At 65.0% G+C, this 13,053-nt stretch carries 11 protein-coding genes; 2 read left to right on the forward strand and 9 right to left on the reverse strand.

Annotation, left to right across the window (positions count from 1 at the left end):
* Positions 1–100 precede the first annotated feature (100 nt).
* From Q9316_RS13820 to Q9316_RS13860, 9 genes are all read right to left on the reverse strand, one after another.
* Complete coding sequence (locus Q9316_RS13820) at positions 101–1,684, reverse strand: FGGY-family carbohydrate kinase (protein ID WP_306032177.1); 1,584 nt, start codon at positions 1,682–1,684, stop codon at positions 101–103.
* Complete coding sequence (locus Q9316_RS13825) at positions 1,684–2,376, reverse strand: HAD family hydrolase (RefSeq protein ID WP_306032178.1); 693 nt, start codon at positions 2,374–2,376, stop codon at positions 1,684–1,686. Before Q9316_RS13825 ends, Q9316_RS13820 begins: the two co-directional genes overlap by 1 nt.
* A gap of 74 nt (positions 2,377–2,450) precedes the next feature.
* Positions 2,451–3,935: a mannitol dehydrogenase family protein gene (locus Q9316_RS13830; RefSeq protein ID WP_306032179.1), complete on the reverse strand. Its 1,485-nt coding sequence runs from the start codon at positions 3,933–3,935 to the stop codon at positions 2,451–2,453.
* Between the two features lie 55 nt (positions 3,936–3,990).
* Positions 3,991–4,764, reverse strand: coding sequence for an L-iditol 2-dehydrogenase (locus Q9316_RS13835; RefSeq protein ID WP_306032181.1), 774 nt, complete (start codon positions 4,762–4,764; stop codon positions 3,991–3,993).
* Positions 4,761–5,762: an ABC transporter ATP-binding protein gene (locus Q9316_RS13840; protein ID WP_306032182.1), complete on the reverse strand. Its 1,002-nt coding sequence runs from the start codon at positions 5,760–5,762 to the stop codon at positions 4,761–4,763. The genes Q9316_RS13835 and Q9316_RS13840 overlap by 4 nt, the downstream gene beginning before the upstream one ends.
* A 24-nt stretch (positions 5,763–5,786) precedes the next feature.
* On the reverse strand, positions 5,787–6,611 hold the full coding sequence (locus tag Q9316_RS13845) for a carbohydrate ABC transporter permease (protein WP_306032183.1): 825 nt from the start codon (positions 6,609–6,611) through the stop codon (positions 5,787–5,789).
* 14 nt (positions 6,612–6,625) lie between these two features.
* The gene (locus Q9316_RS13850) at positions 6,626–7,498 is read right to left on the reverse strand and encodes a carbohydrate ABC transporter permease (RefSeq protein WP_306032184.1); all 873 of its coding nucleotides are present in this window, start codon (positions 7,496–7,498) and stop codon (positions 6,626–6,628) included.
* A gap of 146 nt (positions 7,499–7,644) precedes the next feature.
* Positions 7,645–8,955 (reverse strand): ABC transporter substrate-binding protein, encoded by a 1,311-nt coding sequence (locus tag Q9316_RS13855; RefSeq protein WP_306032185.1) that lies wholly within the window; start codon positions 8,953–8,955, stop codon positions 7,645–7,647.
* Positions 8,956–9,132: 177 nt separating this feature from the next.
* On the reverse strand, positions 9,133–10,086 hold the full coding sequence (locus Q9316_RS13860; RefSeq protein ID WP_306032186.1) for a sugar-binding transcriptional regulator: 954 nt from the start codon (positions 10,084–10,086) through the stop codon (positions 9,133–9,135).
* A 257-nt stretch (positions 10,087–10,343) separates the two neighbouring features.
* On the opposite strand from Q9316_RS13860, the gene Q9316_RS13865 reads away from it, so the two are divergent.
* Positions 10,344–11,705: an NAD(P)-dependent oxidoreductase gene (locus tag Q9316_RS13865; protein WP_306032187.1), complete on the forward strand. Its 1,362-nt coding sequence runs from the start codon at positions 10,344–10,346 to the stop codon at positions 11,703–11,705.
* Between the two features lie 12 nt (positions 11,706–11,717).
* Entirely contained in the window at positions 11,718–13,031 is a 1,314-nt protein-coding gene (preA, locus tag Q9316_RS13870; protein WP_306032188.1) for an NAD-dependent dihydropyrimidine dehydrogenase subunit PreA, read from the forward strand.
* The last annotated feature ends 22 nt before the right edge of the window (positions 13,032–13,053 follow it).

Consider the following 13,053-nt stretch of genomic DNA (forward strand, 5'->3'; position numbering starts at 1 on the left):
GGCCTCGCATTTGGGGGGATATGCGCAGACCGGTGACGACATGAAAACACGTAGCCTGCGATTTGGTTCCACTCGGCTGGAGATTTTTTTCAAGTTTTTTTCAGTCGATCGTTTCCAGCTCCGCCCGGTGGCGGACAAGGGCCAGAAAGCGGCGATAATCGCGGTCGTAGCCGGCCTTGCGGCGGGCATCCGGCAGCAACACCGTGCCGCCCGGCGACATGGCCGCACCGGCAGCAGCAAGATCGGGATAGAGGCCGCCGGCCGTTGCCGCGACCATCGCCGTCCCGAGAAGAACCGCATCGCCGGTCTCCGGCACCACGATGCGGCAACCGGTGACGTCGCGGTAAAGCTCCAGCAGCAGCGGATTGTGCACATGCCCGCCGGCAATGTGCAGCGTATCGCGCCGATAGCCGCATTCGCCCAGCTTTTCGAGAATATGGCGGATGCCGAGCGCGATGGCGACCGAGGTGCGCCAGTAGAGCCGGCAGAGCCCATCGAAGGAGGCATCGAGCGCAAGGCCGCTGATGACGCCGAGCGCGTGCGGATCGGCAAGCGGCGAGCGATTGCCGTGGAAGTCCGGAAGGACGTGCAGTCGCGCGGCGAAGCCGTCGCCCTCCTCCTGCCGCATCGCGCGGATGCGGGCGATGATGCGCGCATGGTTCGCCGCGTCGGGTTCCCCGCCGGCGCTATGCGCGCGCACGATATGGTCGAGCAGTGCGCCCGTCGCCGATTGCCCGCCTTCGACCAGCCACCAGCCGGGCAGCACCGCCTCGTAATAGGGGCCCCACATGCCGAAGCCGAATTTTTCGCTGCGCGAGAAGGCGACGATGCAGCTCGACGTGCCGCCGATCAAGGCGAACTGGCGCTCCAGCGTTTCCGGTTCGCCGGCGAAGCGGCCGAGCACGCCGAGCGTGCCGGCATAGGCATCGATCAGGCCGGTCGCGACCACGCACTCCGCGCTCAGCCCGAGATCATGCGCGGCGTCCGGCGTCAGCCGCCCCAGAGCATTGCCCACCGGAACCGTTTCGTCCGGCAGCGATCCACGTTCGCGCACGTCCTCGAGCCCGATCGCCTTCAGGAAACTCTCGCTCCAGCGCTCCTTCTCGTGGGCGCGATGGTTCCACTTGGCGGTCATCGTGCAACGCGAGCGGGCATTCGAGCCGGTCGCCCGCCAGGTGATGAAATCGGCAAGGTCGAAGAAATATCCGGCCTTGGCCCATTGCTCCGGCTGGTGGCGTTTCAGCCACATGAGCTTCGGCATTTCCATTTCGGGCGACATGACATGGCCGGAATGGGCGAGCACGGGATGCTTCGTCGCCGTGCAGAAATCGGCTTCCTCCAGCGCGCGGTGATCGAGCCAGACGATGGTGTCCCAGCGGGCATCCTCGCCGCCGGAAACGGCAAGCGGCTTGCCCGCCTCATCCCGCATGACCAGCGAGCATGTCGCATCGACGCCGAAAGCGGCCACGCGGGCGGTATCCGCGCCGGCCACCCGGCACGCCGCCTTCACCGCGGCGCAGACCGCCTGCCAGATGTTTTCCGAATCATGCTCGGCGCGGTCGGCGCTCGGCCGGCGCATGGCGATCGGATGCTCGGATCGCCCGAGAAGCCTGCCGCTCCGGTCGAACACGCCGGCGCGGGCACTGCCGGTGCCGATGTCCACCGCAACGATCAGATCGCCCATCAATGCTCTTTCCCGCCGTCCTCTTGCGCGCGGACAAACTGTAACAAATCCCGCATGTCGTCAAACAGGGCGTCGGGTTTGAGGCTCAGCAGGCTTTCGCGGTGCTCCGGGCTGCGCGCGTGGGAGCCGCCGGTGAAGGCGACGACCCGCATGCCGGCGGATTTCGCTGCCGCGATGCCGGCCGGGCTGTCCTCGACGACGACGCAGTCGCCGGGCGCCACGCCCATCGCGGCACTGGCATGCAGGAAGAGATCAGGCGCCGGCTTGCCGCGGGCGACCATGCTGGCGCTGAAGATGTTGGGCTCGAAGCGGTCGATGAGGCCGGTGACGGAAAGCGACAGGCGAATGCGCTCCGGCTGGCTGGAAGAGGCGACGCAATGGGCAATACCGAGCGCATCGACCGTCTCGGCAATGCCCTCGATCGGCCGCAGTTCCGCGCGAAACCGCTCGTAAAGTACCTTGCGCATGGCTTCGAGGAAGGCCGCGTCGATGGCAAGGCCGTAGTCGTCGTGCAGGATTTCCGACATGCTTTTCAGGCTGCGGCCGAGGAACCGCTCATGCGCCTCCGCCTCGCTCATCGCGACGCCCGCCGCGGCCAGCGCCTCGACCAGCACCGTGATCGAGATCGGCTCGCTGTCGACGAGCACGCCGTCGCAGTCGAAGATGACGAGTTCTGTCGCTCTGGCGGCCATGGCTTCCGTTCCGTGTTCGGGCCTCCGTGGTACTGTCTGCCCTCGTCGATGGAAAGCCCCGGATGGGGTGGAGCTCAGTTTGTCAGCGTGTTTTCCAGATAGCGCTTCAATGTCGGCCGTGTGCCGTTCTGCTGGAGGGATTTGAGGGCATTGGCGAAGCGCGTGCGGAAGAGGTCGGATTCCGCGACGGTGCCGAAGATATCCTTCAGTTGCAGGAAGGCGGCGGGGTCGAGTTTCGCGGCGGTCGCCGCGGCGTGGATGCGGTCGATATTGGGGTCGTTGAAGGTGATGGCCTTGCCGCTGTCGGTGGTGCCGGCAAGGTAATGGCACCACAGCGCCGAGACGAGCGCGAGGCCGGTAACGTCCTCGCCGCGCGACAGCCGGTCGGCGGTGGACGGCAGGATGAACTTCGGCTGGCGGTTGGAGCCGTCCTGCGCAAGCCGCGGGATCGTATCGGCGATCTTGGGGTTGGAGAAACGGCGCTCGATCAGCGCGTAATAATCGTTGAGGTCCGTGTCCGGCACGGGCGGGATGACGGGGATGATCTCCTCGCGCTCCAGCTTGGCGAGGAAGGCGCGGATATCCGGATCCTCCATCGCCTCGTGCACGAAGTGGATGTCGAGCAGCGCCGCCGGATAGGCGATCGCCGCATGGCCGCCGTTGAGGATGCGGATCTTCATGTGCTCGTAGGGCGCGACGTCGGGCACGAACTGCACGCCGACCGTCTCCAAGGCCGGACGCCCCTCGGGGAACTTGTCTTCGAGCACCCATTGCTTGAACTCTTCGCAGAAGACCGGCCAGGCATCGTCGATGCCGTAGTCGTCCGCCACGATGCCGATCTCGCGCGCGCCGGTCGCCGGCGTGATGCGGTCGACCATGCCGTTCGGGAAGGCGACATTCGCATCGATCCAGTCGGCAAGACCCGGGTCGGAGAGGCGCGCAAGGCCGGAAACGGCCGCATGGGTCACCTTGCCGTTGTGGGGAATGTTGTCGCAGGACATGACGGTATAGGGCGCGACACCCTTGTCCTTGCGGGCTTTCAGGCCGGCAAGGATGAGGCCGAAGACCGTCTTCGGCTCGGCAGGATCGGCAGCGTCGGCGGCGATCGCCGGATGGGCCGGGTCGAAGACGCCGGAGGCCGGGTTGATGAAGTAGCCGCCTTCGGTGATCGTCAGCGAGACGATGCGGATGGCGGGATCGGCAAGCCGGGCGATGGTCGCCGCCGCATTGCCGGGTGTGAGATAGTCGGTCATCGCGCCGGTGATACGGGCGCCGGAGCGGTTGTTGTCCTGCTCGACGACGGTGGTCAGAAAGTCCTGCCCCGCAAGCTTGTCGCGCATCGCCGCGTCGGACGGCAGCACGCCCGCGCCGACGATCGCCCAGTCGTGGTCGAGGCCGAGATTGAACAGGTCGTCGAGATAGACCGCCTGGTGTGCCCGGTGGAAATTGCCGACGCCGAAGTGGACGATGCCGGCCGCAAGATCGGCGCGCGCATAGGCCGGCACGCTTGCGGTCTTCGAGATATCCCCGAGGGTGGCGAGCGACAGTTTCGTGGTCATGGTCCATTCCTTCCGGTTTGTCCGGTCTTGGCGTCGTCGGTCCGCTGGCGCGGACTCAGCTCATCCAGTTGCCGCCATCGACATTGTAGGTCTGGGCGACGACGTAGTTGCTCTCCTGCGAGGCGAGGAAGATCGCCATGCCGGTGAGGTCGTCGGCGGTGCCCATGCGGCCGAAGGGGACGTCCTCGCCCACCAGCCGCTTCTTCTCGCCGCGCGGACGGTTCTCGTATTTGGCAAAGAGCGCGTCGACGCCGTCCCAGTGCTCGCCGTCGACCACGCCGGGCGCGATCGCATTGACGTTGATGCCGTGCTTGATGAGGTTCAGGCCCGCCGACTGGGTGAGGCTGATGACCGCCGCCTTGGTGGCGCAGTAGACGGCGACGAGCGCTTCGCCGCGCCGGCCGGCCTGGCTGGCCATGTTGATGATCTTGCCGCCGCGGTCCTGTGCGATCATCTGCCTGGCCGCCGCCTGCAGCGTGAAGAGCGTGCCGGCGACATTGATGGAGAACAGCCTGTCGTAGCTCTCCCGCGTGATCTCGACGATCGGCGCGAGATCGAACAGCGCGGCATTGTTGACGAGGATGTCGAGCCCGCCGGCCTTCTCCACGCAGGCGGCAATGGCCGCATCGATGGAGTCCTGCCGCGTCACGTCCATCTCGACGGCATAGGCTGCCGGGCCGATCTCCTTCGCCGTCGCGGCGGCGCGCTCGATGTTGATGTCGGCGATGGCGACGCGTGCGCCCTCGCGGATATAGGCCTCGGCGAAGGCGCGCCCGATGCCCCGCGCCGACCCCGTGATCAGCGCGCTCTTGCCTTCCAGCCTGCTCATCGGATCGCCATTCCCTTGTCGTCGAACCTGTGGATGCGTCCATCATCGGGGGTGAGCCAGACGGTATCGCCGTGCGTGACGGGGAAGTCGCCGTCGGCGCGCACGGTCATCATGCCGATGCCCTCGACATTGACGTGCAGGAAGGTGTCGGAGCCGAGATGCTCGGCAACGCCCACGACGCCCTTCCACGCGCCGCTCTCCTTGGAGAGCCTGATGTGCTCCGGCCGGATGCCGACGGTCGGCGCGTTGTAGGGTCTGGCGGCCTCGCCCTTGACGAAGTTCATGCGCGGCGAGCCGATGAAGCCGGCGACGAAGAGGTTGTCGGGCTTGTTGTAGAGATCGAGCGGCGAGCCGACCTGCTCGATATTGCCGGCGTTCAAGACCACGATCTTGTCGGCCATGGTCATGGCCTCGACCTGGTCGTGCGTGACGTAGATCATCGTGGTCTTCAGCTGGTGATGCAGCTCGCTGATCTCCAGCCGCATCGTGCCGCGCAGCGCCGCGTCGAGGTTGGACAGCGGCTCGTCGAAGAGAAAGGCCGACGGTTCGCGTACGATCGCCCGGCCGATGGCCACGCGCTGGCGCTGGCCGCCGGACAGCTGGCCCGGACGGCGTTCGAGATAGTTGGTGAGGTTGAGCACGCGCGCCGCTTCCGTCACCTTCCTGTCGATCGCCGCCTGGTCCATCTTCGCCATCTTCAGCGGAAAGGCGATGTTCTTGGCGACGCTCATATGCGGGTAGAGCGCATAGGACTGGAACACCATGGCAAGGCCGCGTTTTGCCGGCGCCTCCCCGGTGACGTCCCGCCCGTCGATCTCGATCGCGCCTGATGTGGTGTCCTCCAGTCCCGCGATGAGGCGCAACAGCGTGGACTTGCCGCAGCCCGACGGGCCGACGAAGACGACGAACTCGCCGTCCTCGATGGTCAGGTCAATGCCCGGAATGACCTGCGTCGCGCCGAAGGACTTGTTGACCTTCTTGAGTATGATCTTGCCCATGGGTTCCTCCCCGATCTCTGTTCGTTACTTCACGGCGCCGAAGGTCAGGCCGCGGACAAGCTGTTTCTGGCTGAACCACCCCATGATCAGGATGGGTGCGATGGCGAGCGTCGAGGCCGCCGAGAGTTTGGCCCAGAAGAGGCCCTGGGGGCTGGAGAACGAGGCGATGAAGGCGGTCAGCGGCGCGGCGTTGGTCGTCGTCAGGCGGATCGTCCAGAACGCCTCGTTCCAGGCGAGGATGATGTTGAGCAGCAGCGTCGAGGCGATGCCCGGCACCGCCATCGGCGTCAGCACATGCACGATCTCGCCCCACAGCGAGGCGCCGTCCATGCGGGCCGCTTCCAGGATCTCGCCGGGGATCTCGCGGAAATAGGTGTAGAGCATCCAGATGACGATCGGCAGGTTGATCAGCGTCAGCATGACGGTGAGGCCGAAGCGCGTGTCGAGCAGGCCGGTGTCGCGGAAGATCAGGTAGATCGGCACCAGCACGGCGACGGCCGGCATCATCTTGGTCGACAGCATCCACATCAGGATGTCCTTGGTGCGCCGCGTCGGCGAGAAGGCCATCGACCAGGCGGCCGGGATCGCGACGGCCAGCGCCAGCAGCGTCGAGCCGACCGAGATCACCACCGAGTTGAGGAAGAACTTGAAGTAGTTGCTCTGCGCCTGCACGGCCGCATAGCTCTCGATCGTGCCGGAGGGCAGCAGGTCGAAGCCCTGGATCGCCTCGGTCTCGGACTTGAACGAGGTGATGATCGTGTAGAGGATCGGGAAGAAGATGATCAGCGCGATGATCCAGGCGGCGATCGTGAAGACGACGGTTCTTCTCTTTGAGACGGCTCTGGCCATGGGTCTCTCCTCCCTTACTTGTCGAGATTTTTGCCGACGGCGCGCATCAGGAAGAAGGCGACGATGTTGGCGAGGATCACGGCGATGATGCCGCCGGCCGATGCGCCGCCGACGTCGTAGCCGAGGAGCGCGGTGCGGTAGATCAGGAACGGCAGGTTGGTGGAGGCATAGCCCGGCCCGCCATTGGTGGTGACGAGAATCTCCGCGTAGACGCCGAGCAGGAAGATCGTCTGGATCAGGATGACGACGGTGATCGAGCGGGCAAGATGCGGCAGCGTCAGGTAGACGAAGCGGGACACGAAGCCTGCGCCGTCCATCTCGGCCGCTTCCTTCTGCTCGCCGTCGAGCGACTGCAGCGCGGTGAGCAGGATCAGCGTGGCGAAGGGCAGCCACTGCCAGGCGACGATGATGATGATCGACAGCAGCGGGAACTGCGCGAACCAGTCGACCGGCTGGAAGCCGAGCGCCCGGTTGATATCGGCCAGCACCCCGTAGCCCGGATGCATGATCATGTTCTTCCACACCAGCGCAGCCACCGGCGGCATGACGAAGAACGGCGAGATGATCATGATGCGCACGATCCCCTGCCCCCACATTGGCTGGTCGAGCAGGAGCGCGATACCAATGCCGCCGACGACGGTGATCAAAAGCACCCCGCCGACGATCAGCAGCGTGTTCCAGATCGACTGGAAGAAGGCCGGATCGGTGTAGAAGAATTGATAGTTGAACAGCCCCGCCCAGCTCACATTCGCCGGGTTCAGCAGATTGTAGTTCTGGAACGAGAACCACAGCGTCATCGCCAGCGGCACGATCATCCAGACCAGAAGCAGCCCAACCGAGGGCGCAAGCATCATCCGCGCCAATCCACGCGTATTCTCCGTCGCCATTGAAATCTCCTCCCGAAAGCCGGTTTGCCGGCCGATGCAGTCAGTTCGCATGCGTTACGGCAGAGGGCCGTCCCTCACCCGTCTGCCAGACCCGTTTCATCGGCTGCCCGGAACGCGTCCGGGCAGCCCGTCCTTGGGGAGGAGGCTTACTTGATGTAGCCGGCGCGGGTCATTTCACGCACGGCGGTCGTCTGGGCCTGAGCCAGCGCGTCCTCCACGGAGGACTGACCGGCAAGCACGGCCGAGAAGAGCTGGCCGACCGTCGTACCGAGGCTCTGGAATTCCGGGATCGCCACGAACTGGCCGCCCGTATAGGGCACCGGCTTGACCGACGGCTTGGTGATGTCGGCTGCGTTCATCGCCGCAAGAGTGGGCGCCGCGAAGGCGGCCGCCTTCTCGTACTCGGCGTTCTTGTAGAGCGAGGTGCGCGTGCCCGGAGGAACGTTCGCCCAGCCTTCCTTGCTCGCGACGAGCTCGGTATAGCCCTTGCTGGTCGCCCAGGAGATGAACTTCTGCGCAGCCTCGGCCTTTGTCGAGCTCGCCGGTACGGCGAGGTTCCAGGACCACAGCCAATGGCCATGGTTGCCATTGCCCGTATCGGGGAAGATCGCGTAGCCGACCTTGTCGGCGACCGTCGAATCCTTCGGGTTCGACACGAAGGAGGCGGCGACCGTCGCATCCATCCACATGCCGCACTTGCCCTGCTGGAAGAGCGTCAGGTTCTCGTTGAAGCCGTTCGACGAGGCGCCCTGCGGGCCGGCGTCCTTCATCATGTCGACATAGAACTGAAGGGAGGCCTTCCATTCCGGCTGGTCGAACTGCGGCTGCCAGTTCTCGTCGAACCAGCGGCCACCGAAGGAATTGTTGAGCGCGGTGAGGAACGCCATGTTCTCGCCCCAGCCGGCCTTGCCGCGCAGGCAGATGCCGTTGATATCGGCGCTGCGGTCGGTGATCTTGCGGGCAGCCTCGCCGATGAATTCCCAGGTCGGGGAATCGGGCATGGTGAGGCCGGCCTTCTCGAACAGGTCCTTGCGGTACATGATCATGGCGGATTCGCCGTAGAACGGCGCCGCATAGAGCTTGCCGTCGACCGACAGGCCGCCGCGGATGGCAGGCAGCAGGTCGTCGACGTCGTAGTCGGCGCCGAGGCCGTCGAGCGCGACTAGCCAGCCCTGCTTCGCCCAGATCGGAACTTCGTAGTTGCCGATGGTGACAACGTCGTACTGGCCACCCTTCGTCGCGATGTCGGTCGTGACGCGTTCGCGCAGCACGTTCTCCTCGAGCGTCACCCACTCGAGCTGAATGTCCGGGTTCTTGGTGGTGAAGTCTTCCGTCAGCCCCTGCATGCGGACCATGTCGCCATTGTTGACGGTGGCAATCGTCAGCGTTTCCGCATTGGCGAAACCGCACAGGAGAGCAGCCGAGCAGGTGCCCAGCAGAAGGGTTCTCAAATTCATCGTCTTCCTCCCAGAAGGATATTGAGCATTTGCTTCGCTCATGAGCAATTACCCATAAAATGCCGCAACAAGTCAACGGCATTCGTTGCTGCGCCGCACAATGGAAAGCGGCGTCCGTTGAATTTCCTGGGATTTTTTTGTGTGGCCGAGTTGGCTATGCGCCCGACGAACCTGCCGTCAGGCCGAAAGCAGGTAACGCGCCGTCGCTTCGTCGGTGATGACACCGTTGATCATACGGCCGCGCAGTGCCGCAAGGAGAGCGGCATGTTTGCGCTTGCCCTTGGCAAGGCCGATGACCGTCGTCGTATCGCGCGGCGGCAGCGGCACGGAGGCGACACGCTCGTTGATGCTGCCTTCAAGCAGCTTGCCGTCGCGGTCGAACATCCAGCCGCAGATCTCGCCGGCAGCGCCCGCCTCCATCAGCCGCGCCATTTCCTCCGGGTCGAGGAAGCCGTCGAGGCAGAGCGGCGCATCCGCGCCGAGCTCGCCGATACCGACGAAGGCGACATCCGCCTCGCGGCCGAGCTGAAGCGTCGACTGCACGAGGCTCTGCTTATGCAGCAGGTCGCGCTCCTCGGTGGAGGAGACGAGCACCGGCAGCGGCATCGGGTAGTGCCGCGCCTTGACCGCATCGGCCATGGAGAAGATGACGTTGTAGTAGGCGGCCGAGCCGTCCGGGCCGATATTGCCGGTGAGCGACATGATGCGGTGCTGCGGACATTCCATCGCCGGAAGCTGGTCGATCGCCGCCTTCAGCGTGCGCCCCGTACCGACCGCCAGCACGATCGGGTCGGGTTTCTTCAGCCAGCGCTCGATTTCCGCCGCGCCCGCCTCGGCAATGCCGATCGTCGTCGAGGTGGAACCCGGGTCGCTCGGCACGATATCGACATGCACCAGGGCGAACTTCTTGCGCAACGCCTCACCCAGCTCCAGGCATTCGGCGATGGGGTGATCGAGCCGCACCTTGATCAGCCGCTCCGCAACGGCGAGCGACACCAAACGCTGTGCCGACTGGCGGGAGATGCCCATGGCCGAGGCGATCTCGTCCTGCGTGCGGCCGGCGACGTAGTAGAGCCAGCCCGCCCTCGCCGCATCGTCAAGCCGCCCGGCTGTTTCGCTCCGCTTCGCCATTGTGTACCCCGATTGTTGCACACGATTTGCTGCATCTTTTCATGTGGTCTGTCAAACGGCACATGATGCCGCAGCGAGAACAGCGTTCGATATCGCGCGTGCCTGGAGCGCTAAAAACATAACTTGAAATCTCATGTTTAAATCCGCTCGACCACCTGGAAAACCGGCATTTCCTTTGAAATTTTACCGTTTGATAAAAAAATATACCTGAGTTACCGTTCTCTTATTCAAAAAGCCCACTCGAATGGGAGATAACTATGGGAACGACGCAATCTGGGATCCATCGTGGGCGTCTTGCGCCTGCCGAATACGAGACGAATTTCTCCGACCTCCATCCGCGCCTCGACGACCACGAGGCGCTGGTCGCAGCCGACCGCTGCTACTTCTGTCATGACGCGCCGTGCATGACGGCCTGTCCCACCTCCATCGACATTCCGCTGTTCATCCGCCAGATCTCGACGGGCAATCCGATCGGCTCGGCCAAGACGATCTTCGACCAGAACATCCTCGGCGGCATGTGCGCCCGGGTCTGTCCCACCGAGACGCTCTGCGAGCAGGCCTGCGTGCGCAACACGGCCGAGCACCGTCCCGTCGAGATCGGCCGTCTGCAGCGCTACGCAACCGACGTGGCGATGACGGAGAACAAGCATTTTTACGAGCGCACGGCGCGCACGGGCAAGGCCGTGGCGGTCGTCGGCGCCGGGCCGGCGGGCCTTGCCTGCGCCCACCGGCTCGCCATGGACGGCCACGACGTGGTGATCTTCGAGGCGCGCGAGAAGGCCGGCGGCCTCAACGAATACGGCATCGCCACCTACAAGACGGTCGACGACTTCGCCCAGCGGGAAGTCGACTATGTGCTGGCCATCGGCGGCATCGAGGTGAAGAACGGCCTGAAGCTCGGCCGCGACTTCACCCTTGCGGACCTCACCGCCAATTTCGACGCCGTCTTCCTCGGCATGGGGCTATCGGGCGTCAACGCGCTCGGCGCGGAGGGCGAGACCCTGCCCGGCGTCGTGGATGCCGTCGATTTCATCGCCGAGCTGCGCCAGGCGACCGACAAGGCCACCATCCCCGTCGGCCGGCGCGTCGTCGTCATCGGCGGTGGCATGACGGCCATCGACGCCGCCGTGCAAGCAAAGCTGCTGGGCGCGGAAGAGGTGACGATCTGCTACCGCCGCGGCAAGGAGCATATGAACGCCTCGCCCTTCGAGCAGGACCTCGCCGCCTCCAAGGGCGTGATGATCCGCCACTGGCTTCAACCCAGGCGCGTCATCGCCCGGGATGGCCACGTCGCCGGCATCGAGGTGGAATATACCGAACTGCGCGACGGCAAGCTCGTCGGCACCGGCGAGACCGGGGCGCTTGCCGCCGACCAGATCTTCAAGGCCATCGGCCAGACCTTCGAGGCCGCCGGCCTCGGCGCGCTGGCCATGTCCGCGGGCCGCATCGCCATCGACGCCGAGGGCCGCACCTCCATGCCCAATGTCTGGGCGGGCGGCGACTGCGTGAAGGCCGGCGAGGACCTGACGGTCACCTCGGTCGCGCAAGGCCGCGACGCGGCCGATTCGATCAACCGCATGCTGGCCGCCGCCGCGCAGCCGGCCGTTGCCGTCGCTTGAGGGAGATGAGACATGGCTGATCTTCGCAACAACTTCGTCGGCATCAAGTCGCCCAATCCGTTCTGGCTCGCTTCCGCGCCGCCGACCGACAAGGCCTACAATGTCGAGCGTGCCTTCAAGGCGGGCTGGGGCGGCGTAGTCTGGAAGACGCTCGGCGAGGAAGGCCCGCCGGTCGTCAACGTCAACGGCCCGCGCTACGGCGCGATCTGGGGCGCCGACCGTCGCCTCCTCGGCCTCAACAATATCGAGCTCATCACCGACCGCGACCTCTACACCAACCTCATCGAGATGAAGCAGGTGAAGATGAACTGGCCGGACCGAGCGCTGATCGCCTCGATCATGGTACCCTGCGAGGAGGAGAGCTGGAAGGCGATCCTGCCGCTGGTGGAAGAGACCGGCGCCGACGGCATCGAGCTTAACTTCGGCTGTCCACACGGCATGTCCGAGCGCGGCATGGGCGCCGCGGTCGGCCAGGTGCCGGAATATATCGAGATGGTCGTGCGCTGGTGCAAGCAGTATACGCGCATGCCGGTCATCACCAAGCTGACGCCCAACATCACCGACATCCGCAAGCCCGCCCGCGCGGCCAAGGCCGGCGGCACCGACGCCGTGTCGCTGATCAACACGATCAACTCCATCGTCTCGGTCGATCTCGACAATTTCGCACCCAACCCGACGGTCGGCGGCAAGGGCACCCATGGCGGCTATTGCGGCCCGGCGGTCAAACCCATCGCGCTCAACATGGTGGCCGAGATCGCCCGCGATCCGGAAACGCACGGCCTGCCGATCTCCGGTATCGGCGGCATCACCACCTGGCGGGACGCTGCGGAATTCCTGGTGCTCGGCGCCGGCAACGTGCAGGTCTGCACCGCGGCAATGACCTACGGCTTCAAGATCGTGCAGGAGATGATCTCAGGCCTTTCCGACTGGATGGACGCCAAGGGCCACCGCACCCTCGACGACATCTGCGGCCGTGCCGTGCCGAATGTCACCGACTGGCAGTATCTCAACCTCAACTACATCGCCAAGGCCCATATCGACCAGGATGCCTGCATCAAGTGCGGCCGCTGCCACATCGCCTGCGAGGACACCTCGCACCAGGCGATCACGCAGTTCGTCGATGGCGTCAGGCATTTCGAGGTGATGGAGGACGAGTGCGTCGGCTGCAATCTCTGCGTCAACGTCTGCCCGGTGGAAAACTGCATCACCATGGTCGGCCTCGAGCCCGGCGTGCTCGACCAGCGTACCGGCAAGCCCGTCGATCCCAACTACGCCAACTGGACGACCCATCCGAACAACCCGATGGCGCGGCAGGCGGCGGAGTGACAAACAAGAAGGCCGGGGGATA

The sequence above is a fragment of the Shinella zoogloeoides genome (assembly GCF_030733845.1).
Lineage (GTDB): Bacteria > Pseudomonadota > Alphaproteobacteria > Rhizobiales > Rhizobiaceae > Shinella > Shinella zoogloeoides_C.

Bases quoted from the DNA above. Each gene is read 5' to 3' on its own strand.
- Q9316_RS13820 (WP_306032177.1), bottom strand. From the start codon at position 1,684: ATGGGCGATCTGATCGTTGCGGTGGACATCGGCACCGGCAGTGCCCGC.
- Q9316_RS13825 (WP_306032178.1), bottom strand. From the start codon at position 2,376: ATGGCCGCCAGAGCGACAGAACTCGTCATCTTCGACTGCGACGGCGTG.
- Q9316_RS13830 (WP_306032179.1), bottom strand. From the start codon at position 3,935: ATGACCACGAAACTGTCGCTCGCCACCCTCGGGGATATCTCGAAGACC.
- Q9316_RS13835 (WP_306032181.1), bottom strand. From the start codon at position 4,764: ATGAGCAGGCTGGAAGGCAAGAGCGCGCTGATCACGGGGTCGGCGCGG.
- Q9316_RS13840 (WP_306032182.1), bottom strand. From the start codon at position 5,762: ATGGGCAAGATCATACTCAAGAAGGTCAACAAGTCCTTCGGCGCGACG.
- Q9316_RS13845 (WP_306032183.1), bottom strand. From the start codon at position 6,611: ATGGCCAGAGCCGTCTCAAAGAGAAGAACCGTCGTCTTCACGATCGCC.
- Q9316_RS13850 (WP_306032184.1), bottom strand. From the start codon at position 7,498: ATGGCGACGGAGAATACGCGTGGATTGGCGCGGATGATGCTTGCGCCC.
- Q9316_RS13855 (WP_306032185.1), bottom strand. From the start codon at position 8,955: ATGAATTTGAGAACCCTTCTGCTGGGCACCTGCTCGGCTGCTCTCCTG.
- Q9316_RS13860 (WP_306032186.1), bottom strand. From the start codon at position 10,086: ATGGCGAAGCGGAGCGAAACAGCCGGGCGGCTTGACGATGCGGCGAGG.
- Q9316_RS13865 (WP_306032187.1), top strand. From the start codon at position 10,344: ATGGGAACGACGCAATCTGGGATCCATCGTGGGCGTCTTGCGCCTGCC.
- preA (WP_306032188.1), top strand. From the start codon at position 11,718: ATGGCTGATCTTCGCAACAACTTCGTCGGCATCAAGTCGCCCAATCCG.